23 protein-coding genes are annotated in these 24,311 nt (G+C 54.7%); 12 read left to right on the top strand and 11 right to left on the bottom strand.

Features of this window, described 5'->3' with window-relative positions:
• The first annotated feature begins 123 nt into the window (after positions 1–123).
• The 5 genes from M2418_RS13315 to M2418_RS13335 all read left to right on the top strand — a co-directional run bounded on the left by M2418_RS13315 (position 124) and on the right by M2418_RS13335 (position 7,167).
• Entirely contained in the window at positions 124–1,686 is a 1,563-nt protein-coding gene (locus M2418_RS13315; RefSeq protein ID WP_259147099.1) for an ABC transporter substrate-binding protein, read from the top strand.
• The gene (locus M2418_RS13320; RefSeq protein WP_192489110.1) at positions 1,686–2,633 is read left to right on the top strand and encodes an ABC transporter permease; all 948 of its coding nucleotides are present in this window, start codon (positions 1,686–1,688) and stop codon (positions 2,631–2,633) included. The genes M2418_RS13315 and M2418_RS13320 overlap by 1 nt, the downstream gene beginning before the upstream one ends.
• Positions 2,630–3,454: an ABC transporter permease gene (locus tag M2418_RS13325; RefSeq protein ID WP_192489109.1), complete on the top strand. Its 825-nt coding sequence runs from the start codon at positions 2,630–2,632 to the stop codon at positions 3,452–3,454. The genes M2418_RS13320 and M2418_RS13325 overlap by 4 nt, the downstream gene beginning before the upstream one ends.
• A complete protein-coding gene (locus M2418_RS13330) occupies positions 3,451–5,067 on the top strand; it encodes an ABC transporter ATP-binding protein (RefSeq protein ID WP_259147101.1) in 1,617 nt (538 codons plus the stop codon). The genes M2418_RS13325 and M2418_RS13330 overlap by 4 nt, the downstream gene beginning before the upstream one ends.
• A 96-nt stretch (positions 5,068–5,163) precedes the next feature.
• Entirely contained in the window at positions 5,164–7,167 is a 2,004-nt protein-coding gene (locus M2418_RS13335) for a CocE/NonD family hydrolase (protein WP_259147103.1), read from the top strand.
• 42 nt (positions 7,168–7,209) lie between these two features.
• Here the strand turns inward: M2418_RS13335 and M2418_RS13340 are convergent, their stop codons facing one another.
• Positions 7,210–7,806 (bottom strand): nuclear transport factor 2 family protein, encoded by a 597-nt coding sequence (locus M2418_RS13340; protein WP_259147105.1) that lies wholly within the window; start codon positions 7,804–7,806, stop codon positions 7,210–7,212.
• 92 nt (positions 7,807–7,898) lie between these two features.
• Positions 7,899–8,735 carry a bifunctional 5,10-methylenetetrahydrofolate dehydrogenase/5,10-methenyltetrahydrofolate cyclohydrolase gene (locus tag M2418_RS13345; protein ID WP_259147108.1) on the bottom strand — a complete coding sequence of 279 codons (837 nt, stop codon included), beginning with the start codon at positions 8,733–8,735 and terminating at the stop codon, positions 7,899–7,901.
• 126 nt (positions 8,736–8,861) lie between these two features.
• Here M2418_RS13345 and M2418_RS13350 point away from each other — a divergent pair, with 126 nt between their 5' ends.
• The 5 genes from M2418_RS13350 to M2418_RS13370 are packed head-to-tail and all read left to right on the top strand — an operon-like array spanning position 8,862 to position 13,185.
• Positions 8,862–9,443, top strand: a complete 582-nt coding sequence (locus tag M2418_RS13350) for an NAD(P)H-dependent oxidoreductase (protein ID WP_250984933.1) — start codon at positions 8,862–8,864, stop codon at positions 9,441–9,443.
• Positions 9,444–9,482: 39 nt separating this feature from the next.
• Positions 9,483–10,262, top strand: a complete 780-nt coding sequence (locus tag M2418_RS13355) for an ABC transporter ATP-binding protein (protein ID WP_259147111.1) — start codon at positions 9,483–9,485, stop codon at positions 10,260–10,262.
• The gene (locus M2418_RS13360) at positions 10,262–11,116 is read left to right on the top strand and encodes an ABC transporter permease (RefSeq protein WP_250984935.1); all 855 of its coding nucleotides are present in this window, start codon (positions 10,262–10,264) and stop codon (positions 11,114–11,116) included. Before M2418_RS13355 ends, M2418_RS13360 begins: the two co-directional genes overlap by 1 nt.
• 40 nt (positions 11,117–11,156) lie before the next feature.
• Positions 11,157–12,317 (top strand): hypothetical protein, encoded by a 1,161-nt coding sequence (locus M2418_RS13365; protein ID WP_259147114.1) that lies wholly within the window; start codon positions 11,157–11,159, stop codon positions 12,315–12,317.
• Positions 12,318–12,327: 10 nt separating this feature from the next.
• Positions 12,328–13,185, top strand: coding sequence for a bifunctional 5,10-methylenetetrahydrofolate dehydrogenase/5,10-methenyltetrahydrofolate cyclohydrolase (locus M2418_RS13370; RefSeq protein WP_250984937.1), 858 nt, complete (start codon positions 12,328–12,330; stop codon positions 13,183–13,185).
• Here M2418_RS13370 and M2418_RS13375 read toward each other — a convergent pair.
• The 8 genes from M2418_RS13375 to M2418_RS13410 form a co-directional block, all read right to left on the bottom strand.
• A complete protein-coding gene (locus tag M2418_RS13375; protein WP_405049428.1) occupies positions 13,182–14,582 on the bottom strand; it encodes a mannitol dehydrogenase family protein in 1,401 nt (466 codons plus the stop codon). The two genes, M2418_RS13370 and M2418_RS13375, sit on opposite strands and share 4 nt — an antisense overlap.
• Positions 14,583–14,584: 2 nt before the next feature.
• Positions 14,585–15,781 carry a mannonate dehydratase gene (uxuA, locus tag M2418_RS13380; protein ID WP_250984939.1) on the bottom strand — a complete coding sequence of 399 codons (1,197 nt, stop codon included), beginning with the start codon at positions 15,779–15,781 and terminating at the stop codon, positions 14,585–14,587.
• A gap of 28 nt (positions 15,782–15,809) precedes the next feature.
• A complete protein-coding gene (locus M2418_RS13385) occupies positions 15,810–16,850 on the bottom strand; it encodes an L-idonate 5-dehydrogenase (RefSeq protein WP_250984940.1) in 1,041 nt (346 codons plus the stop codon).
• A gap of 62 nt (positions 16,851–16,912) precedes the next feature.
• Positions 16,913–18,319, bottom strand: a complete 1,407-nt coding sequence (locus M2418_RS13390) for a TRAP transporter large permease (protein ID WP_250984941.1) — start codon at positions 18,317–18,319, stop codon at positions 16,913–16,915.
• Positions 18,320–18,322: 3 nt separating this feature from the next.
• Positions 18,323–18,898 carry a TRAP transporter small permease gene (locus M2418_RS13395; protein ID WP_250984942.1) on the bottom strand — a complete coding sequence of 192 codons (576 nt, stop codon included), beginning with the start codon at positions 18,896–18,898 and terminating at the stop codon, positions 18,323–18,325.
• 65 nt (positions 18,899–18,963) lie between these two features.
• A complete protein-coding gene (locus M2418_RS13400; RefSeq protein ID WP_405049418.1) occupies positions 18,964–19,938 on the bottom strand; it encodes a sialic acid TRAP transporter substrate-binding protein SiaP in 975 nt (324 codons plus the stop codon).
• Positions 19,939–20,007: 69 nt separating this feature from the next.
• A complete protein-coding gene (locus M2418_RS13405; protein WP_250984943.1) occupies positions 20,008–20,721 on the bottom strand; it encodes a FadR/GntR family transcriptional regulator in 714 nt (237 codons plus the stop codon).
• Positions 20,722–20,924: 203 nt separating this feature from the next.
• Positions 20,925–21,992, bottom strand: coding sequence for an Ldh family oxidoreductase (locus M2418_RS13410; RefSeq protein ID WP_250984944.1), 1,068 nt, complete (start codon positions 21,990–21,992; stop codon positions 20,925–20,927).
• Between the two features lie 155 nt (positions 21,993–22,147).
• On the opposite strand from M2418_RS13410, the gene M2418_RS13415 reads away from it, so the two are divergent.
• Both M2418_RS13415 and M2418_RS13420 read left to right on the top strand, forming a co-directional pair.
• A complete protein-coding gene (locus M2418_RS13415) occupies positions 22,148–23,140 on the top strand; it encodes a GntR family transcriptional regulator (protein ID WP_250984945.1) in 993 nt (330 codons plus the stop codon).
• Between the two features lie 170 nt (positions 23,141–23,310).
• Positions 23,311–23,817 (top strand): BA14K family protein, encoded by a 507-nt coding sequence (locus M2418_RS13420; RefSeq protein ID WP_250984946.1) that lies wholly within the window; start codon positions 23,311–23,313, stop codon positions 23,815–23,817.
• Positions 23,818–23,877: 60 nt separating this feature from the next.
• Here M2418_RS13420 and M2418_RS13425 read toward each other — a convergent pair whose 3' ends face one another.
• Positions 23,878–24,270 (bottom strand): rhodanese-like domain-containing protein, encoded by a 393-nt coding sequence (locus M2418_RS13425; RefSeq protein ID WP_250984947.1) that lies wholly within the window; start codon positions 24,268–24,270, stop codon positions 23,878–23,880.
• Positions 24,271–24,311 lie beyond the last annotated feature (41 nt).

Raw genomic sequence — 24,311 nt, forward strand, 5'->3', positions numbered from 1 at the left:
CCATGCATAAAAATCATACCCCCTCGGAGCGTCGCTTAGCTAGTACCGAACGATGGAGTACGATAGGGCAATGGCCTCGGCCGAGCCTTGCTGCGGCTTGGATAAAAACAGGGAACCCATAGTATGACGTCTTCACCCTTTTCCTTTGCAATAAATCGGCGAGGCTTCCTTGCTGGTGCCGCCGGTTTGACTGCGCTTTCTGCCGGTTTCATCACCGATGCGCGCGCCCAAGGTGCCGAAACCCCGAAAAAAGGCGGTGTTTTGAAGCTTGGTATCGGCGGTGGCAGCACGACTGACAACCTCGATCCGCGCATTCTGAAAGACTGGGTTCCCGTCAACCAGGCCTTCATGATCATGAACGGCCTTGTCGAAATCGATGCCAACAATCAGGCTGTTCCTGAACTGTTTGAAAGCTGGGAAGCGCAACCTGGTGCGGTTGAGTGGACCTTCAAACTGCGTCAAGGTGTCACGTTCCACAACGGCAAGGCCCTGACAGTTGAAGACGTCATCTACTCGATCAACCTGCACCGTGGTGAAACCACATCAGCTGCTCGCTCGGTTGCGGCAGCCTTGAAGGCAGTCGAGAAGGTTTCCGAAAGCGAAGTGAAGATCGTGCTGGAAAGCGGCAACGCCGACCTGCCTTACATTCTGTCCGATTACCACTTCCTGGTCGTTCCCGATGGCTGGACGGATTTCAGCAAGCCTGTCGGCACAGGACCGTTCGTTTACGAGAGCTATGATCCAGGCGTCCGTTCGCGCTTCACCCGCAACCCAAACTACTGGAAGCCGAATGCGGCCCACGTCGATGCGGTAGAAGTTATCGTTATCAATGACATTTCGGCCCGTACCAACGCCATGATGTCCGGTCAGGTTCATGCGATCAACCAGCTCGACTTTAAGACCGTTGACCTGCTGCGCCGCAACCCGAACCTCAATATCGTTCAGTCGGCCGGTGGCCAGCACTTCACATTTTTGATGGATTGCACACAGGCGCCTTACACGGACAACAACGTCCGTCTGGCACTGAAGCACTCGATCGACCGTGAGCAGTTGCTGAAAACCGCGCTGCGTGGGTACGGCCGCATCGGTAACGACCATCCGATCCCAAGCTCGGACCGTTTTTATGCGGCGGGACTGCCACAGCGTCCATACGATCCCGAAAAGGCGAAGTTCTACCTCAAGCAGGCAGGTCTCGACAGCCTGAAGGTTGAGCTTTCTGCGTCTGAAGCAGCCTTCTCTGGTGCTGTTGATGCGGCTGCGATCTTCCGCACAGCTGCTGCTGCAAGCGGCATCGAAATTTCGCTCAAGCGCGAACCGGCTGATGGTTACTGGGATAACGTCTGGATGAAGGCGCCGTTCTGCATGTCCTACTGGGGCGGCCGTCCGACTGCAGACCAGATGCTGACCATCGCTTATGCCTCGACATCGGCACAGAACGATACGCATTGGAAAAATGACAGCTTCGACAAGAAGCTGGTCGAAGCGCGCGCATTGCTCGATGATGCAAAGCGCAAGGAAATCTACGCCGAACTTCAGGGCCTGATTTCCGATGACGGTGGCGCGATTATCCCGATGTTCGGCGATTACCTTGACGCTGCTTCCAAGAAACTGAAGGGCGTGACCACCCACCCCATGTTCAACTTCATGGGCGCACGCCTTGCTGAAAAGGTCTGGTTGGAAGAATAATGACAAAACTTATCCTGAAGCGCGTTGCTTTGGGTATTTTGACGCTACTGCTGGTGTCGGCGCTTATTTTCGCCGGCACTCAGCTTCTGCCCGGTGATGTGGCGTCAGCGATACTCGGCCAGAACGCTACGCCTGAATCCCTTGCCGTCCTTCGCGCCGATCTGGGGCTGGACCAGCCTCTCCTGCAACGCTATTTCACTTGGCTCGGCGGTTTTGTAACCGGCGATCTCGGAAACTCTTTGGCCAACCGTCAGCCTGTCGCGGATCTTCTGTGGCCACGCTTTTGGAACACCATGGCGCTGGCGCTTTATGCCGCTCTCGTCAGTGTACCTGTTGCCATCCTTCTCGGCCTCCTCAGCGCTATCTGGCGCGGTAGCCTTTTCGACCGGATCGTCAATGTTGTTGCGCTGGGGTTTGTTTCCCTGCCGGAATATTTCCTCGGCCTGTTGTTGATCCTGTTCGTATCGGTGCATTACAACCTGCTGCCAAGCCTCGCTGATATCTATCCTGGCATGAGCTTTACCGATTGGTTGAAGGCGACAACATTACCAGCCTTGACGCTGGTACTGGTAACGGTTGCCCAGATGTTGCGCATGACCCGCACTGCCGTTCTAGCCGTTATGGATCAGGCCTATGTGGAAACGGCATACCTCAAGGGTTTGCGCACCAAACGTGCCGTGATGCGTCACGCGCTTCCTAATGCTGCGGCCCCCATCGTCAATGTTGTCTCGTTTAACATTGCCTATCTCATTACCGGTGTAGTGCTGGTGGAAGCGGTGTTCAACTATAACGGCCTTGGCCGGTTCATGGTTGACGCTGTTTCGAAACGCGATTTGCCTCTGGTTCAGGCGGCTGCACTGGTCTTTGGTGCCGCTTATGTCATTCTGAACATCATCGCCGATGTTTCGGCAATCGCCCTCAACCCGCGTTTGAGGCATCCACGATGAAAACCATTCGTTCCATCACTCCGACCGCATGGGTCGGTCTGTTTATCATTTCCGTCAACATCATCCTGTTTGTTCTGGGGCCAAGCATCGCACCATTTGGACAGGAAGAAATTGTCGGCGCACCGTTTGACGCTCCGTCGGCTGCCCACTGGTTCGGCCTTGATCAGAACGGCCGTGACATGCTGTCGCGCCTGCTCGCCGGGGCACAGATTTCGATCGGTGTTTCCCTTGCGGCTTCACTTCTGTCCTTTACCATCGGCATCACCTTCGGTTTTATTGCTGCGATTTTCGGTGGCTGGCTGGATACTGTGCTGTCGCGCATTGTCGATACGGTCATGTGTATACCGGTTCTGATTTCGGCACTGGTGGTACTTCAGGCGCTTGGTTCATCCATTCCGGTGTTGATCATCACGATCGCGCTGCTGGATTCGACCCGTGTGTTCCGTCTGGCCCGCATCGTGGCGCAGGGCGTCAACGTGCTTGAATATGCCGAAACCGCGCGTCTGCGTGGTGAAGGTCTGTTGTGGTTGGTTTTCAAGGAAATCCTGCCCAATGCCTTGCCTCCATTGATTGCTGAATTCGGTCTGCGTTTCTGCTTTACCTTTCTGTTCGTTGCGGGTCTGTCCTTCCTTGGACTTGGCGTGCAGCCACCATTCGCTGACTGGGGTGGTATGGTGAAGGATAATCAGCAGGCAATTCTTTATGGTCTTTACGCGCCGCTCTATCCGGCTGCTGCCATTGCCATTCTGACGATTGGCGTCAACCTGGTGGTTGACTGGTTGCTGGCTGGTCGCAGTTCAGTTCAGGGAGCAGACAGATGAGCGATAGCAATGTTCTGCAAATCCGTGGCCTCAAGGTTGCGGCTCCGAATGGCGCCATTCTCGTCGACAATGTCGATCTCGACCTGAAGCGCGGCGAGGTAAAGGGACTGATCGGTGAATCCGGTGCGGGTAAATCCACCATTGGCCTTGCGGCCATGGGCTATGGCCGTAACGGTTGCCGTATCGTCGACGGCGAAATTCTCGTCGACGGCGTGTCGCTGATGAAGGTAACGCGTGCAGGCCGCGAGGCTCTGCGCGGTGCACGGATCGCTTACGTGGCACAGAGTGCTGCTGCGGCTTTTAATCCGGCCATGAAAATTGGCGAGCAGATCATGGAAGGTCCGCTTTATCACGGTATCATGAACCGGCAGGAGGCGCAGGCCTGGATGCTGGAACTGTTGCAGACGCTGCAACTGCCTGATTACAAGAACTTTGGCAATCGGTATCCGCACCAAGTGTCCGGTGGTCAGTTGCAGCGTGCCATGGTTGCCATGGCCATGTCCTGCCGCCCGGATATTCTGGTTCTGGACGAGCCGACCACAGCGCTTGATGTAACGACGCAGATCGAGGTTCTCGCGCTGCTGCGTAGTCTGATCCAGCGGTATAACACCGCGGCACTTTACATTACGCACGATCTGGCTGTTGTTGCGCAGATTGCCGACAGCATTACTGTTCTTCGTCACGGAAAACAGGTTGAAGCAGGCTCTGCCGAACAAATCCTGGAGCATCCGCAGCAAGACTACACACGTCGTCTTGTCTCGGAACGTGAAGCCAGCATTGCCGGTAATGGTGCGAACCACAAGGGCGGTGAAGTGCTGCTCGATGTGCGTGATGTCACAGCCTATTACGGCAAGAAGAAAGTGCTGACTGACGTAAATTGCCAACTTCGCAAGGGCGAAACGCTTGCGGTCGTGGGTGAATCCGGATCGGGTAAATCCACCCTCGCCCGTGTCATTGCCGGCCTGCCTCCACACTCCTCAGGTGTTATCTCTCTCGCTGGCCAACGACTTGCCGACAACTACACCAAGCGCAGCCGTGAAGAATTGCGTCGCATCCAGCTGGTTTACCAGCTTCCGGATGTTGCGCTGAACCCGCGTCAGACTGTTGGTGAAATCATTGGTCGTCCAATGTCGTTCTACTTCGGCATGAATGAAGAGCAGCGCAAAGCAGAAGTGGCGCGCATACTCGACCTGATCGGTCTGCCGCAGGATTTTGCCGAGAGACTGCCAAAGGCGCTGTCGGGTGGCCAGAAGCAACGTGTGTGTATTGCACGTGCTCTTGCTGCACGGCCTGACCTCATCATCTGCGATGAGGTTACGTCGGCCCTTGACCCTCTGGTGGCTGAAGAAATTCTGAGACTTCTGCGATCCCTGCAGGACGAGTTGGGCGTTTCGTACCTGTTCATCACCCATGACCTTGGTGTTGTTCGCCGTCTGGCTGATCGCACCATGGTGATGCAGCATGGCCGCATCGTTGAAACCGGTACGACGGAGGAAATCTTCAAGCCTCCTTACCAGCCTTACACCGAACAGTTGATTACCTCTGTTCCGGAACTGCGCCGCGACTGGCTCGATGACGTGCTGGCAAAACGTGACGGCGTCACTGCGGCCTGATTTCAAGTGGCGGCTGATCTGAGGATCGGCCGCCACTTCTGCTCTCCTTTCGCGGTGGCAAGCGCCTGACCGCAACAGCTTCAATTGGAATATCCCATGACAGTACGTGTTGAAGAACATATCTGGATCACGATGAGCGATGGTGCGCGCCTTGGTGCCCGCCTCTGGCTGCCCGAAGATGCAGAAACGTCGCCCGTTCCGGCAGTTCTCGAATATATCCCTTACCGAAAGCGTGACGGCACCCGCGGTCGTGATGAGCCGATGCATGGCTATTTTGCAGCACAGGGTTATGCCGCCATTCGTGTTGATATGCGCGGAACGGGTGAATCCGACGGCCACATGGCGGACGAGTATCTGAAGCAGGAACAGGATGACGCTCTTGAGGTGATCGACTGGATTTCGCGTCAGCCATGGTGCAGCGGCAATGTCGGCATGATGGGCAAAAGCTGGGGTGGCTTCAACAGCCTTCAGGTTGCCTCCCGCCGTCCACCGGCATTGAAGGCAATAATTACGGCCTATTCGACGGATAACCGTTACACCGACGACATCCACTACATGGGTGGTCTGTTGCTCAACGACAATCTGTGGTGGGGCACGATCATGCTTGCCTACCAAAGCCGTCCGCTTGATCCAAAAATCGTTGGTGACAGCTGGCGTGACAGCTGGCTGGAACGGCTTGAAAAGCTGCCGTTTTTCCCGGCTTTGTGGCTCGAGAATCAGCGCTACGATGACTACTGGAAGCATGGTTCGGTTTGCGAAGACTGGAACGATATCCAGTGCCCTGTTCTGGCAATCGGTGCGTGGGCGGACAGCTATACAAACCCGGTATCTCGCCTGCTTGAAAACCTCACAGTTCCGCGCCGCGGCATCATCGGTCCATGGGGTCACATCTATCCACAGGACGGCGTGCCTGGCCCGGCAATCGGTTTCCTGCAGGAAGCGACACGCTGGTGGGATCATTGGCTGAAGGGCAAAGAAACCGGCATCATGAATGAGCCGATGATGCGCGCCTTTGTGTGCGACACCATTGAGCCGACCGGCACCCGCACCACAACCAATGGTCGTTGGGTTGGTGAAGCCGAATGGCCGTCGCCAGCGATTTCACCCAAAAAACTGCATCTTGGTGCAGATCGCAGCCTGACCGAAGCGGCGACAACAGAAGGTGTTCTGTCCATTCGTTCACCGCAGAGCCACGGCAAGGCTGCTGGCGAGTGGATGTCGACCGGTTGCCCGGGTGAACACCCGACGGATCAGCGCCTCGACAATGGCGGCGCGCTTGTTTTTGAAACCGCGACCTTGCAGGACGATCTCGATGTGCTTGGAGCACCTGTTGTGCGCCTGCGCATTGCTGCAGATTGCCCTGTTGCGCAGATCAACCTGCGTCTTAACGATGTCCTGCCGGATGGGCGCGTCTCCCGCACGAGCTATCAGGTGTTCAACCTGACCCACCGTGACAGCCATGAAAATCCGGAAGCGCTTGTCCCAGGTCAGTTTTATGACGTTGCAATCAAGCTGAATGATTGCGGTTATCGTTTCGCCAAAGGGCACAAGATCCAGCTGGCAATTGCAACGGCCTATTGGCCGATGGTTTGGACCGCTCCTTACGATGCCACCTTGAGCATTTCGGTGGCGGAAAGCGCGCTGGAACTGCCGCAGCGTGCTGTAGGAGACGGCCTGCCTGTGCAGTTTGAAGCTCCAGCCCATGGACCCTTCACACCGGTCACACAAACAGATGCTGGCACGGTTCGCCGTTGGACCGAGCAGGACCATGAAACCGGCATCAATACCTACATTACTGAGGGTGTTGGTGGTCTGTTCGGAGAAGGTGTGCTGCGGTTCGACGAGATCGACACCGAGTTGAGCCATAGCTTGCGCCGCGAGTTGACCATTCAGGATAACGACCCGCTGACTGCAAAATATGTGCTGACACAGACCTATGAAATGGGTCGTGATGGTTGGCGCGTCAAGGTTGAAAGCCGCACAGCAATGACCTCCGATAGAGACAATTTCTATCTGACAGGCACACTGACGGCTTATGAAAATGGAGCTGCGGTGAAAACTCGCGAGTGGGACGAGAGTTTCAAGCGCGATCTGATGTAAATGAATATCCCCGGACAGTTCCAGAAACTGTCCGGGGATTTTTTAAGGACAAGTGTTGGTTGGCGCAGCCTTAACCAGCGGAAAACAGCCTTTCCATTGCTCGGTACGAGGTGGCCATGGCGTCAAAGTTTCAGGGCTTTCTTCAAGCTGCAAAACGCCCTGCGCCTGCAGGTCTTTGACCCGTCCGTCGAGATATTCCTTGATGACGCTGATCTTGCCGTTCTTGACGTGGGCGATCCAGACATCATTCACCACCTGGCGGTTGCCACGCTGAAACGTGCGGAACTGCAATTCGGCTGCGATACGACCCTTTTCCATGTCGATGAAGAATGCATCAGCCGGAAGGTAGATACTGGTATCCCTGGCATTTTTGCAGAACTGTGCGAGATCCTCCAACATCTTGTCACGGCCGGAAACATGATTGGTCGGGTAGGAAAACTCCACATCCTCGGCCACCGTGTTTTTCATCAGACTTGCGTTGCAGGATGCCCAGGCTGCGGCTAGGTCGAAAATGAGGTTCTGCATGGCAGCGCGGCCCGCATTCTTCTCGACCTCTCCGGCATATGTAACACCAGTGCGCACTTCAGCGGCAATGCCCATTGCAGGCATAAGCAGGCATACGACCGTAGCCGCTGCCATTGTTTTTATTGTCCCAAACATGTCGTATTCCTTCCAGCCTCACCCGCGAGCCGGGATATGCTCGACATAAGAATACGTTTCTTCGCTACAAATCAAACGATACTCGAAGCTGTTTCGGCGGCTTCCAGAATATTTCGAAACAGGCATGCAGTGGTGACGGGACCAATGCCATCAGGCACATGTGTGATGACGGAGGCGATGCCACTGAGTGCTGCCTGATCCGCATCTCCGACGAGCCCTATTGCGGTGCGATTGATCGCAACGTCGATGACAATGGCGCCTTTGGCAACGTGGTTTGCATCAAGCAATTTTGGAACGCCAGCGGCCGTTATGATGATGTCCGACCGGAGTGTGTAAGACGGTAAATCCCGGGTCGCTGCATGTGTGATGCTGACGGTTGCTTCCTGATCGAGCAACATCTGTGCAAGTGGCCGCCCGACAATGCGAGACGCACCGATGATGGTGACGTTTTTCCCTTTTAGAGAGCCCGCCAGTTCCTGCGCCATAAGCAGGCAAGCCTGCGCTGTTGCAGGAGCGCGGGATGGAACCCCAAGTGCGAGTCTGCCCGCATGAAGTGGGTGCAGACCGTCTATGTCCTTGTCGGGACCAAGGGCCAATGCCAGATCGACAGGTTCAACGCCTGATGGCAGTGGATAGAGAGTGGCAACGGCATCAACAACAGGGTCGTCCCTTAAAACGGTGATGCGTTCAAAGAGGTCCACCGCATTTGCCGGATATGTCTCGGTTTCCAGCTTTATGCCCGCTTGCAGTGCCATCGAACGTAAGCGTTCTGTATAGGCATTCATGCCGGCATTTGTCTGATCCAGCAGGATCGTGCAGCACGGTGGCCTTGCCATTGCAGATGAGCGCTTTAGCGTTTCCGCATTGATCCCTGCAGCGATTTCGAAACCGGTGACAATACTGGTCATGAAATTGGGCCCCACTTTATGCCTGCCACGGCTTCTGACGCGGTTTTAATCTCTCGCGCAACAAATTTTATATCAGCCCTCAGAGGGACATTTCTTTTTCCGGGATAATTTCTTAAAGCTTCGGCAATGAAAGTACATGTCATCTATGCTCACCCGCTGAAAGACAGCCTGAATGCCAGGCTGCATCAAGTCGTTGTCGAAAGTCTCAAGGCCGCCGGCCATGAGGTTGACGACCTCGATCTCTATGCTGAAGGCTTCGACCCCGTTTTATCGGAAGCCGATCGTCGGGACTATCATGATGTCACCATCAATCGCAGCCGCGTGGCACCTTATGTTGACCGGCTGAAAAATGCCGATGCGCTGGTACTCTGTCATCCAATCTGGAATTTTGGCTGGCCTGCCATTTTGAAAGGCTATTTTGATCGTGTGTTTCTGCCGGATGTGTCCTTTGTATTGAAGGATGGAAAACTCGGTCCCGGTCTTGCCAATATCAAGAAACTGGCGACGGTGACGACCTACGGATCACCGCGCTGGCGGGCAATTTTTCTCGGTGATACACCGCGTCGCAATGCGACCCGTTTTCTACGTGTTGTGTGTAATCCCCGCGTAAAGGTGAGTTATAATGCCCTTTACAACATGAACAACGCCAAGCCTGAACGGGTAGAAGCATTCATTGAAAAAATACGCAGGGACATGTCACGGTTCTAAGCGATAACAAGGCTATCCACCCATGAACCCATCAATGCCATGACGACAGGAGACAGCACCTTCCCGTCACATTTGCCACAGGCCAATACCGCTCTCGCCTTCGATAAGGTCTCGCTGCGCTTCCCTGATGGTGTGCAGGCGCTGCAAGATGTCACATTGTCCGTAAAGACCGGTGAGTTCGTTTCGATTGTCGGACCATCGGGTTGCGGAAAATCGACATTGTTGCGCTTGGCGTCCGGTTTAATCCGGCAGACGGCTGGCGATGTTTGGGTGGACAGGCAACAACTGGGTTACACCTTCCAGGATGCTACACTTTTGCCTTGGCGAAAAGTTCAGGCCAATGTCGAATTGCTGATGGAACTGAGGGGCTATTCCCTGACGGATCGCCAGAAGATTGCCCGTGAACAAATTGATATGGTTGGCCTTTCCGGTTTTGAGGATTATTACCCCAAAAGTCTTTCCGGCGGCATGCGTATGCGCGTTTCACTGGCCAGATCGCTTGCACTCAACCCCAATGTCTTCTTGTTCGATGAGCCCTTTGGTGCATTGGATGAGATCACCCGCGAACGCCTGAACGATGAGGTGATGGCCCTTTACCTCAATCAAGGTTTCAGTGGTCTGTTCATTACACATTCCATTGCGGAGGCCGTCTATCTCTCCAGCAAGGTTGCGGTGATGTCGAATAGACCCGGCCGCATTGTCGAAGTTTTCGATGTGGACTTCGCCTATCCACGCGAACCGGATTTGCGTTACACGCCTGAATTTTCAGCTTTGTGTGGCGAGATTTCCAAATCCCTGCGCAAGGTGATGGAAGCGTGATGAAGCCCCAAAAACCTTTGTTGGAACGCCAATCGGCCATATCACCGGCCAGACCGTCGGGCTTTGCACGTCAATTGCTGAAGGCCTTCTTGCCGCCCCTGATCATGGGTGGCGTCCTGTTCTGTCTATACGTTTTTGTGCGTGGCAATCTTGAGCCGCATCGACAGTTCCTGATGCCAGGTGTCAGCGAACTCTGGTCACAGGCATTTGGAATTGCCGCTGTGCGCGAAGAGCTGCTGGAGCGTTCCATCACCACCATGTCGATTGCGCTTGCAGGATTGGGTATTTCGATACCGACAGGTATTTTCCTCGGCATCATCATGTTCCGGTTCTATGTGATGGAACGAGCGGTTTTCCCTTACCTTGTTGCCTTGCAGTCCATTCCGATCATGGCAATCATCCCGCTCATTCAAAGCGCGCTGGGGTTCGGCTTTTTTCCGAAAGTGCTGATTGTTGCGCTGTTTACTTTCTTTGCCATTCCAACCACGCTTCTTCTGGGGCTGAAAAGCGTTGACCGTGGTATCATCGATCTGTTTCGCCTTCAGGGCGCCAGCTGGTTTGTCATGTTGCGCAAGGCTGGACTGCCGTCAGCGGCCCCTGCCCTGTTTGCGGGGTTGCGTATTTCGGGCAGTCTGGCGGTTATTGCGGCAATCGTTTCAGAGCTGTTCTTCCTGTCTGGACGCGGTGGACTGGGCCAGATGCTGATGAACACCAAGATCGACTTCAAATACGAACAGATGTATGCGGCGCTTATCGTAGCGTCGATCCTGTCGATCTGCGTGTATGTGTTCTTCAACTGGCTGGGAAACCGGCTGTTTTCACAGTGGCATGAATCGGCGCGCCGCAATAAATAGACTGGCCGCTGCAGAGGCGAACGGGATGAGGGAAACGACCATGAATAAAACAAGCGCATTTTTTCTGTCAACTGTGATTGCGGCGACCGCAGCCACATCGCTGCGGGCGCAGGAGCCCGGCGCATTTGCCAGAGAACATTACACGACCTCGCTGAAGGACGTGTGCCCCAGCCCGCTTTACATTCAGAAGGACTGGCTGGCGCAGGCCGAACATGGCGGGCTTTACCAGTTGATCGGTGCCGGTGGTAAAATGGAAACCGGTCGTTATTCCGGTCCACTCGGCGCAACGGGCATCGAACTCGTGCTGCTGGAAGGCGGCAGCGGTGTTGGTCTTGGCGATGGCGAGACCGCCTATTCCGCGCTTTACAACGGCAACTCAAAAGCCGGCGTGACACCGCAGATCGGTTTTCAGGAACTGGACAACGCGTTCATTTTTTCCAAGCGTTTTCCTGTCGTCGGTGTGATGGCGCCGCTTGATAACTCCCCGACCGCGCTCTTCTGGGATAAGGCAACCTATCCAGACGGCTTCAAGTCGATCGCCGATCTGAAGGCCTTTGCAGAAAGCGACAAGGGCAAGATCTATGTATCCACCATCAAGCGGACATTCGGGCTCTACCTTGTCGAACAGGGCGTGCCGAGCGATGTTTTTGTTGAGGGCTATCGAGGTGACGGCGAAAACTTCGTTACGAACAACGGTACATGGCTCAATCAGGGTTTTGTGACCAACGAGGTCTACAAGTTCAGCCACGGCAATAACTGGGGCAAGCCGCTTGACTATCTGCTGATCGATAGTCTCGGTTACCGCAATTATACCGGAATGCTGTCGGTCGCGACAAACCGTCTGGAAGAGCTGGCGCCATGCCTCGAAAAACTGGTTCCTTTGATCCAGCAGGCCCATGTCGACTACGTGAAACATCCGGCCGAAGTAAACAATCTTATCTTTGAATTCAACCAGGCTGGGCTTGCCGCCAGCTGGTGGAAAACACCTATGGACCTGATTGATAACGCGTCCAAGGTCATGGTGGAAACCGGTGTCATCGGCAACGGCCAAAATGCGACCATTGGGGATTTCGACATGGAGCGCGTTGCGGAAATGTTGAAGATCGTCAAGTCACGGCTGGATGAGCGTGCCAATCCAGATGTTACACCGGAGCAGATCGTTACAAATCGCTTTATCGATCCGTCCATTGGTCTGAAGTAAGGTTTTGCAGATGGCTGGCAGAGCAATCGTCCTTGATGGTGATCTTCTTGCCATTGAACTGCGACGGGAGATGAGGAGCCGCGTTGCGGCTTTGCGAACTGCCGGAGTGACACCAAAGATCGCCACTGTGCTGGTGGGGGATGATCCCGCCAGCCACAGCTATATCGCCCGCAAACATGCCGATTGCATTGACTTGGGCATTGAATCCATCGATTTGAGGATGCCCGGCGACGTCGACATGTCCGGTTTGCTTGCTCAGGTGTCCGATCTCAACCGGGATAAAAGCGTTCACGGTTTTCTGGTACAGCTTCCATTGCCATCCCACCTGGATGGGGAGGCAATTCTTGCAGCTGTTGATCCTTCAAAAGACATTGATGGTCTGCATCCAGTCAATCTCGGTGCGCTATGTGCCGGTTTTCCGAAAATCACCGCCTGCACACCCTCCGGTATTCTGACACTTCTTCGTCACTATCAGGTGCCGTTGGTGGGGAAAAACATCACAATCATCGGCCGTGGCATGTTAACCGGACGACCGCTTGCCATGTTGCTGTCGCTTCCGGGCATTGATGCTTCGGTCACGCTGTTGCACAGCAAATCGGCGGACATTGGCAGCCACACGAAACGCGCAGATGTGGTGATTTCGGCGGCCGGAAAGCCTGATCTGGTGACCGCTGATATGATCAAACCGGGCGCTGCTGTTGTCGGTGTCGGCATTTCTTATAATGCCAATTCCGAAGCAGTTTCAGATATTGCTAATGATGTGGCCGATGTTGCCGGTTGGGTTACGCCCCGACACGGTTCTGTTGGCGCGTTGACGCGCGCCAAGCTGCTTTCAAACCTCATCGATTGTGCGGAACGAGCCGGTTAAAGTTTTGCCAGTTCGGCATTCACCTGATCCCGCCAGGAACGGGCATTCACCAATTCCGGCGGGAACAATCCCGGTATCGCGAAGTATAGTGCGCTGGCATCTGTCGGATCAGTAATCGCAGCCGCGGCGAGAATTTCTTGGCCGCGTGGATCATCGAGATCACCACGTTTCTGGATTGATTTGATCCAGAGGGCGATCACATAGGCAAAGGTGGTTGCATCTCTGCCTGCTGCCAGTGTTTCAGATGTAGCTGACAAAATGCGTTGTGGCAGTTTCTGGCTGGTGTCCAGCGCAATCTGTTCGGTGCGGTGGGCGATGGTTGGATTGGCAAAACGGTCTAACAGTTGTTTGCGGTAGAACGGCAGGTCGATGCCGGGAACCGGATCGAGCGTGGCGACAACAGCCTCCATATGCCGTTCAACCTTTGCAACGAATTCCGGCACGGCCATCACGTCGCGGACAAATTCCAGGTCATGCAAAATGCCCAGATGGGCAATCAGCGTGTGAGAGCCGTTGAGTAACCGCAGCTTCATTTTTTCATATGGTTCAACATGGGTGGCAAATACTGCACCGCCGGCCTCCCATGCCGGGCGTCCGGAAATGAAATCATCTTCGATGATCCACTGCATGAAGGGTTCGGTTTCAATGGCCAACCGATCATCGACACCAAGCAGAGAGATCGCCCGCTGCCGTGTTTCTGCTGTTGCCGCGGGCACAATACGGTCAACCATGCTGCAGGGGAATTTGCCTTCTTCTGTAATCCAGCGCGCGAGCTCTGGATCTCGTTGCTCAGCCATTTCCAGCACCAAGCGACGCACCACATGGCCGTTGGATGGCAGGTTGTCGCAGCACAGGATCGTGAAAGGCAAATGGCCGCGCTCCCGGCGTCTGACGAGGCCTTCAACCAGAAAACCGACCACGCCAACTGGTGTATGCGGGTTGGCCATATCGGCTTTGATTGCAGGATGTTGCAGGTCCAGACCGCCCGTTACAGGATCAAGTCCGTAGGCCTTTTCACTGACGGTGAATGTTACGATACGGGTGTCCGGGCTTGATAGGTAAGCGATAACATCGCCTCCCCGTTCTGCCGCACAAATCCAGTCAACCGTCACGCCAATGATGTCAGCCTTGTCGCCATCTGCGCTACGGGTGATGACCGAGTAAAGGCCTTCCTGTTGTTGTAGTGCCTTGACCGGCTCAGGCGACCGCAAATTGACTGCGACGATACCCCAGGGGCCAAATGTCTTCTCAATGGCTTTCTGGGTGAAAACCGCCTGATGGGCGCGGTGAAATGCGCCAAGGCCAATGTGGACGATGCCCGGCTTGAGCAATTTTCGATTGTAAGTTGGTTGCGAGACGTTGTCCGGTAGAAGGCTGGATGACGAGAGTGTCTCCATTGTCATACACGCCCATACTGCGAGTGAAGCAAGGTCCGCTCGATGCCGCGCAATTCGGCCAATCCCTTCAGGCGGCCAATCGCTGGATAACCCGGTTGCGCACCGCGTGTTAGGTCATCGAGAATTTCCTGGCCGTGGTCAGGGCGCATAGCGATCCGGTGGTCTTCACGCCCCTCCTGCTTGCGTTTCTTTTCCTCCGCCAGCAGCGCTGCAATGACGGCGACCATATCCGTGCCACCCTCAAGATGTTCGTCTTCAAAGAACGAGCAAGGCACAGTGTCAGTGTCGCGTGTCACATTGCGCAGGTGAACGAAATGGATACGGTCTGCAAAACGTTTGGCGATAAACGGCAGGTCATTATCCGCTCTTGCTCCCAGCGATCCCGTGCACAGGGTTACGCCGTTGGCGCGGCTGTCGACCTGTTTCAGCATATGCGCGTAATCGTCTTCAGTAGAGAGAATGCGTGGCAGCCCCAGAAGTGGCCAAGGTGGGTCGTCGCCATGGGCACAAATGTTGATGCCGACTTCTTCAGCCACAGGAACCACTTGTGACAGGAAATCGATCAGATTGGATTGCAGCTTGGTGCGATCAATGCCCTGATAGGTCCGCAACTTCTCCAGCAATTGCTCAAGCGTGTAGCCATCGGCAGACCCCGGAAGGCCCGCGCCGATGTTCTTGCCAAGTGCAGTAATCTTGGTGTCGGGCATATCTGCAAAACGTTTTGCCGCATCGTCGATCAACCATTCCGGATAGTCATTCTTGGCGCTTGGGCGTTTGAGGATATGGATGTCAAATGCTGCAAAATCGGTCAGGTCAAAACGCATGGCCTTCGCGCCATGACGGGTTTCCCAACGCAGGTCGGTGCGTGTCCAGTCGAGTACGGGCATGAAGTTGTAGCAAACGGTACGGATGCCGGTGGTAGAAAGTCGACGCAGTGTTTCCTGCCAATTGGCGATATGATCTTTCCAGTCACCTGTCTGTGTCTTGATTTCTTCCGACACTGGCACGCTTTCCACGACGTCCCAATAGAGGCCGCCAGCCTTGATTTCTTCGTGCCGTTTGCGGATTTCATCGATTGGCCAGACGGAACCGGTTGCAATGTGGTGCAAAGCACTGACAATGCCTTCTGCACCGGCCTGAGCCGCATCCCGAACGGTTACCTTGTCAACGGGGCCAAACCAACGCCATGTATGTTTCATTGCAATATTCCTTTAGAAATCAGTGAGGTCAGCTGAAGGTGATCTGCACCTTGCAGGCAACGGAACGGTCGCCAGCCTGTTCAAACGCTTCAACAGCGTTTTCCAGCCGAAAGTGGTGCGAGATAATCGGCCGAACGTCGATGGAACGCGATGAAATGGCCTGAACGGCTTGCGCGAACTCTTGGTCAAACCGCTGTGAGCCACGCCAGATGACCTCCTTGCCGACAAGTGCATTGAGTGGAATGGTCATGTCTCCAGTAACGCCGACCTGCACAATTGTCCCACGCGGTTTGATAACGGCGAATGCGGAACGCAACGCCGGGCCAGCGGCTGAGCAATCAAACACCACGTCGAATGTGCCCTTGCCTTCCTGATAAGGTGCAAGGCCCTGCGGATTGGAGATGACGTTTATTGTCTGGGTGGCGCCCATGGCAGGCGCGCGGGACAGTGCTGCGTCGGCAAGATCTGTCACGAAAATTTCACTTGCGCCGGCGTGTTTTGCGGCTGCGACAGTCAGCAGCCCGATGGGGCCGGCACCGGTCACCAGTACTTTTTTGCCAGTGAGATCTCCGGCCTGGGCGACCGCATGCAGGCAAACGGCCAGCGGTTCGGCGCAAGCTGCTTCTGCTGGCGTGATGTCACTTGGAAAAGCGAAGCATTGTTTTGTGGGAACGACCAGCCAATCCCGGAACATGCCCTGTTCGTGCGGCAGGCGCATGGCGCTGCCCATGAAACGCATGTCGAGGCAATGAATAGGTTCGCCATTATCGCAATACTGGCATGTTCCACATGGTTGGGATGGATTGACGGCGACCAGGGCGCCAATCGTCAGTTCGCTTACGCCATCTCCCAGTTTGTCTACGTAACCGGAAGCTTCGTGGCCTGATATGATGGGTTCTCGCACCTGAATGGGTCCAAAGCCACCATCCTGATAATAATGCAGATCCGAACCACAAATGCCGCCGACGGCCATACGAAGCAGCACGTTGCCGGGTCCGGGTTCGCTGAACTCCTGGGTTTCGACCTTGAGATCCTGTTTGCCGTAAAGACGCGCAACGCGAGTGAGCATTCAATCTGCCTTTAATCTTAAAAAAGGAAATGCCGCGCGGCTTTCACCGCGCGGATGGTGTGTTAGCGGATCAGGCCCATCTGGGTCGGCAGCCACAATGTGATTGCGGGTATGAAGGTAATCAGCAGAAGGGCGATAAACAGTGGGATCATCCAGGGAAGGATAGCTAAGGTAGTTCGTTCGATAGACATTTTTGATATGCGTGCCAGAACGAACAGCACCATGCCGACAGGTGGGGTAAGCAGACCAATCATCAGGTTCAGCGTTACGATGATACCAAGATGAACCGGATCAATTCCGTACCGTGCTGCAACAGGCATCAGGATCGGAACAAGGATACTGATGGCGGCAATTGTATCAAGAAATGCACCAACAATCAGCAGCAATACGTTGACAAGAATGAGGAATGTCCACCAGTTGTCTGTCAGGCTGAAGATGAAATCCGAAAAAATCTGCGCTGCCTGGCTAACGGTGAGCAACCATGCAAAGATCGACGCCGCAGTCACGATGAACAATACGGACGCGGTGGTTTCAATCGTGTCGAAGGATGCCTTGGCAAGGGTTCTGAACGTCATTGTGCGATAACGGACAAGTCCGAGGAACATAGACCACATCACGGCCGCAACAGCCGCTTCAGTCGGAGTGAACCAGCCCATGGTCATGCCACCGATCAGCAGTACTGGCGTCATCAAAGCCATAACCGCCGAGAAGTCGAAGTACCAGTCGAGTGCAACCAGAGCTACGAGACCGATAAGAACAGCAAGATTGACAGACAGACCGGCAAGAACAAGGAGATAGACTGCTGCCGGGAAGGAAAGGACTATCACGACCTCGAGTGATGCACCCATAAGCTGCTTCAACTCGAAAGGCGTGTCCGAACCCCAGCCCTTGCGGCGTGCAAAGACATAAACGGTCAGCATCATCAACACAGTCATGACGATGCCAGGCACAATACCGGCCATGAACAATGCGCCAATCGAGGCATTGGCCATCATGCCATAGATCACGAAAGGCAGTGATGGTGGAAAGATAGGGCCAAGCGTTGCAGATGCTGCAGTTACGCCGACGGCGGCTTCGACGGGGTAACCATGGTCCTTCATCGCCTTGATTTCGATGGTACCAATACCGGCCGCATCAGCGAGTGCTGTGCCGGACATGCCGGAGAACACCACAGAACCGATGATATTGACCTGCGCCAGACCACCCTTCATCCAGCCGACGAGCGACAGGGCGAAGTGATAGATACGACCGGTGACGCCAGCGCTGTTCATGAGGTTGCCAGCCAGAATGAAAAAAGGCACGGCGATAAGCGGAAAACTTTCCACGCCGGCGATCATGCGCTGGGCGGCGATGATATCAGGTGCAACGCCATAGAGGACAAGATACAAAAGCGAGGAGACTGCCATGGATACGGCTACAGGTGTGCCGATGATCATGAGCAGCAGAAATGAGCCAATCAGAAGCAGCATTGATTAAATTCCCTGTGTATTGATGGCTTCATCAGCCTGCTCGCGGACGGTTTTTTTGCTTGTCATGTCCTTGATGAAGTTCTGAAGCGAACGCAGGAACATCAGCACGTAGGCGGCAAATACGGTGTAGAAGACAATGCCGCGTGGCAGATCGACGGTGACCATACGTTCGTCGCCAACGATTTCGAGGTAACGCCACATCAACCAGGTGATGTAGGCAAAGAATCCGATGTTGATGAGGTCGACAACGACCTCCAGCACCCGGCCAGTTTTTTTCGAAAGAAAACGATAAATCAGGTCGACCTGAATGTGCCGAACCTGGCGTACACACATGACGGAGCCGAGAAACACCACGACCACAAGGCAGTTGGCGGCAATCTCTTCTGTCCAGGCAAGGCTGTTATTCAGGGCGTACCGTGTGAAAAACTGCAGGAAGACACTGGTTGCCATGCCCCAGAACACCAGCATGGTCAGCCAGTCTTCAAATGCGTAAGGAGACAGGTCGACATCGCTGACCTCGTCCTCGAAGGCATGCGCCATCTCTTCCACGCTGATGGGCGCGTTTTTTTGATCTGTCATTTGGAAAGCTCCAGTGGACTAGGCCAAAGGGATGTCCGGTGCCGGGTGGGCACCGGACGGTGCAATTACTGGATGGCGCGAATGGCTTCCCAGTCAGCTTTTTCGTAACCGAACTCTTCGAAAGTCACTTTGTCCAGCACGTTCTTTTCAAAGTCGGCCTTGTCAACTTCAGTCACGGTGAGGCCACGCTTTTTGAAGTCTTCGACGAGGGCGTTTTCACGTTCTTCGATGATTTTGGTTGTGCGTTCTGCCGCCTGCTGCATGACTTCCACGAAGATTTTCTTGTCTTCGTCCGACAGGCTGGCCCAACGGCTCTTGGAAATCAGGGTGTTGAGGTGGTCAACGATATGGCCGGTCAATACGATGTTTTTCTGAACTTCGTAGAACTTCTTGGCATCTATGGTTGTCAGCGGATTTTCCTGGGCGTCCACTGTGCCGTTCTGGAGCGCAAGATAGACTTCCGCAAAAGCAATCGGCGTAGTGTTGGCACCGCATGCACGTGGCATGGCGAGGTAAGCGGGAACATCAGGCACGCGCATTTTCAGGCCAGCCATGTCACCGCATTTTTCAATAGGCGTATTGGATGTGGTGTGGCGTGTGCCGTAGTAGCTTACAGCGGCGATGATGTTCCCGGTCTTGTCTTCGTAGCCCTTTGCCAGACGCTTGAACACATCGCTTTTCGTGTAGGCAATGAGATGCGCTGGGTCGCGGAAAATATAAGGGAAATACGTCACGCCAATTGGCTTGTAATCACGGGCTGCAAAGCTTGAGCCGGAGATGATCATATCAACAGTGCCGAGCTTCAGGCCTTGGTTGATGTCGGCTTCCTTACCGAGCTGTGAAGCTGGGAACACGTCGATCTTGTAACGTCCGTCGGTGCGTTTTGCGATTTCCTCAGCGGCCCATACCGACTCCGTATGGAAAGGCTCTGTTGTTTCATACACATGCGCCCACTTCAGGGCCGTCTGTGCCTGCGCCGCGAGTGCCGATGCCATGATCAGAGCAGTTGCACCCAGCAACGTTTTTAATCCGAATTTCATCCTCAAATCCTCCCAAATTGATTTCAGATTTCGTATGTTCATGATCCCGTCGCAAGAAGCACGACAGGGTTATTCTTCTCCTCCCAACTCCTCACCGAAGCTCTCAGAGAATCTCTTTTGCGCCCGTATCATGTGCAGGCGCATGGCCTCACGCGCGGCAGATGGGTCATTGGTCGCAATTGCGTTGCGGATCGCCACATGTTCTTCCATTGCCAGCTGCCAGGTATGCGGGCCCTCAAAGTAACCTGCCAGCTTCTCGAAGTAAGGCGTCATCCGCTGATCGTAGATCAGGCCCGTGAAGCGGTTCAGTGTCGCGTTGCCGATGATGTCGGCGATGGCCGTATGGAACTCCCGGTCCACGGCCAAGGCACGTTTTGCATCATGAAGCGACTGCTGCATGCGCTTCAGATTGTCGTCGAGTATCGCCACATGCTGTGGGGTCGCCAGGCGTGCGGCTTCTTCAGCAATTGCACTTTCGATGATGCAACGCGCCTGCAAAATTTCGAATGGGCCGTCACTGTCATCTGCGGGCAAGACAACCTTCGTTGGGCTTGTCTTGCGGCTGATATAAACGCCTGAACCCATGCGGATCTGGATGTATCCCTCCACTTCCAGAACTATCAAAGCCTCGCGAACGGTCGGGCGCGATACCGAAAATCTCTCTGCAAGCTCGCGCTCGGCAGGCAGGCGGGCTCCATCGGAAAGCTCGCCCGTTTCGATAAGCATACGTATCTGGTCCGCGACCTGCCGATAAAGGCGGCGCGGTTCCAATGCCACAAACATTTAGATCCTCCCATGCGCCACTCCCCTGGCGCACACCTGGTAAGATGGCCTTACCAATTTTTTTATTAAAGCTGCTTCAGTCGATAAGTCAAGCGATAAAGTAAATAAATATTACAATTAAGTATATGTTTTTAAACGCAAAAATTCTTGGCGGCAAACTGGTTGCCGCCGGTATTTTCCAGCGATGGAGCTATGGTTGCCTCTCAGATCAGAGGCATTTCCAAGCCATATTTTTCGGCAAGCTCTTCGAAAGCCTGCCTTGTGGCGGGGTCAACAGTAACCCCTTCTCGTTCTCTTTGCGCTGCGACAAGCCATTCCCGGTCGCCGGGCGCCATGACCTTGCAGTCTTCACGGGTTGGTGACGTGCGCAGCACCTGCAGATAGCGCTGCATGCCCGACTCAAATGTCTGCCGGTCGACGAATGCTTCCGGCTTGATAGCCAGTACGAATGCGCCCATGCCGCGTGGCTTGGAAAAATCAGGGCCACCCATCGGGGCAATATCGAAACTCAGTTTCATTCCGGTCAACACCGCGCTGAAAATTTCTGCGACGCCTGCCAAAGCAGCGCCCTTGAAGCCGAATTCGCCACCGAGCGGCGCGAGCATGTCAGCAGCATTGGCATCCGTGGTGTCAACGCCCGTTTCATCAGATGCAGTAGCGTTTGGTAGAGCTTGGCCGAGGCTGCGATACAGCAGAACACGGTTATAGGGGACGGAACTGGTTGCCATGTCGAGCAACCACGGATCATCCCCGGAAACTGGCACGCCAACTGAAATCGGGTTTGTGCCGTGGAAACGCATCGCACCGTCATGCAGGCGGACAAAGCTGTCCGAGTTGCAGAATGTGATGCCGATATAACCTTTGCGGGCCGCTTCGATGGAGTAGGCGCCAGCCGGACCAAAATGTGAGGTGTTGCGGATAGCAACTGCGCCAATTCCGAACTTACTGGCGAGGTCGATCGCGTTGTCCATTGCCGTATATGTGGCAAGGGCACCGTGCGCGTCATCTGCATCCAGCGTTTCGATGGCGCCAAAGCTTGTTATTTTTTTGATATCAGGTGCGCCGTTGATGCGGCCGCCGTTCAGCGCTGTGATGTAGTGGGCAAGAAGGCGGACACCGTGGCTGTCGACGCCGTGACGGGTGCCATGCATCATGGCTCGCGTTGCAGCGTCTGCCGTTGCCGTGTTTGCGCCAGCGGCGACAAACACGGCACGACAAAACCGGTCGAGCTCGTCCAGCGACACATTGTTCTGTGCGTTGGTTTGCAACATCCCGGTTCCTCCCCTCCAAAATGTACTATGTGTACACTAGACATTATTTTTGAGTCACGCAATGCCGCTATCTGCAAAAATCTGTTGTCAAAGCTGTTGCAAGGCAAAGCCGATTCCCGCATCTTCGAACCAGAAAAACCAGAGCAATATCATCCATGTCCACCACCGGTTCCGGCACAGCTCCCAAACTCTACCAGCGCGCTTGCGAGGTTTTGGCCTTGGATATCAGTAATGGCGCCATCAAGGTTGGCAGTCGACTGACGGAGACAGGGGTGGCTGAACGCTTCGGAATCAGCCGCGCACCTGCCCGGCAGTCGTTGATGGAACTTGAGCGCATGGGGCTGATACAAAAAGCCTCTTCGCGTGGTTATGATGTATTGGCACTCGCCAATCCAGCGGCTGTCAGTACGGCCCCCAAAGCTGCGGCCAATGATGATCCCAAGATACATTTCCTGCCAAGTTGGGAGTTGATCTACTCTGAAATCGAAATGGAGATTGTCTCACGGACAACCTTTGCCAGCTGGCGCATCAATGAAGCGATCCTGGCGAAACATTACGGTGTCAGCCGAACGGTTGCACGCGATGTGGTGGCCCGCCTGCAGCAGCGTGGCATTGTTCAGAAAGATGACAGTGCGCGGTGGTTTGCACCCGCGCTGACCATGCAACATATTGATGAGCTCTACGAGTTAAGATGGGTTCTGGAGCCACTGGCGTTGGAAAAAGCCGTACCCAATTTGCCTGAGGGGTTTCTCACCCGGGTTCGCGGCAATATCGAATCAGCAATAAATTGCCAAGTGCCGCAAGTCGGCAGCACGCTGGACAGGTTTGAGCAGGAACTTCATGTCGAGCTTTTGGGGTATTGTGGCAACAGTTCACTGATGCGGGCGATCAGCCTGCCGCAGTCACTGCTGATTGCCCACCACTTCCTCTATCCCCGCACCACCGATCTGTTCGAGACGGAGCCGTTTCTGCCGGAGCATCTGGAGATACTCACCCATATTCAGGACGGAAATATCGTCGGCGCCAAGGACGCGATGACGGCACATCTGCAGATTTCCCGCGAAAGAGCCATGATGCGTATTCAGGCGGTGACTCATTCAATGACGCCAGATGAGCTTCCCTATCTAGACCTCATGGAGCCGCTGTGACGCTGTGACGATTTCGGGTTGCCACTTGGTTTAGATTGATACTTCGCAAGCCGCATCAAACGTCGTGCTTGTGCCTTAATTCATTCAGCATCCATTCAGGCAGAGGGAACTATTTCTTATGCCATGATGTTTTAACGGGTGACAAAACACCCTCTGGATGGACGAAGACAATGTTCACAGTTGCAAAGAAAACAGTCCTGGCACTCGCGGTCGCTGCCACAGTGATTGTTCCGCTGCAGTCAGCGAATGCCGGTGACTGGAACCGCCGTCACCGCAACGAGGCAGCTGCCCTCGGCGTGATTGGTCTTGCGGCTGGCTTGGCCGTCGGTTCAGCGCTCGCACGTCCATCTGAACCGGATGGTCCTGTTTACATTGACCCGCCGCGCCGTGGTCCGGTTTATGCCGAACCTGAATATGTGTATCAAGACCCATACGCGAACGACGGTTATTATCCTGAGCCTCCGCGGACCGTTTACCAGCGCCCGCGCCCAGTTTACGAGACACGCCCGGTTTACGAAACGCGTCCTGCCTATCAACCGCGGACAGTTTACCGCACGATCGAACCATGGTCGCAGTCTTGGTATGACTATTGCTCGCAGCGTTACAGAAGCTTCAACGCTCGCACCGGTACCTACACCGACTATAGTGGCCAGCGTCACTTCTGTACTGCTGGCTAAACAGCGGTCTCAAACATGTCAAAAGGCCCGCAGGCTGACGTCTGCGGGCCTTCCTTGCGATTAAAGCACTGCCAATTCGAAACCCTCATCCAGCCAGCCGGTAATGCCGCCAGCCATGATCTTTACCGGCCGCCCCAGTTGAGCAAGTCGCAAGGCACCTTTTGCTGCGCCGTTGCAATGCGGCCCCGCACAATATGTCACGAAAATAGTGTCTTCAGGCCAAGCTGCCATTTTCGATGCAGTCATTTTGCCATGAGGCAGGCTAATGGCACCGGGAACATGTCCCTTGGCGTAGAGCGCTGGCCCGCGCACATCGAGGAGCACAAAATCTGCGCCCTTTGACAGCGAGTCGTGGACATCCCAGCAATCGGTTTCAAAGCTGAATTCGGCTGCGAAATGTTCAACGGCCAGATGGCTGGGCGCGGGTTTTACGATGGTAACGGCAGTGGTCATTGATCTGTCTCCTTTGCATGGCCCATTTTGCAAAGATGGCT

Source organism: Rhizobium sp. BIGb0125 (assembly GCF_024810055.1).
Taxonomy (GTDB): Bacteria; Pseudomonadota; Alphaproteobacteria; order Rhizobiales; family Rhizobiaceae; genus Agrobacterium.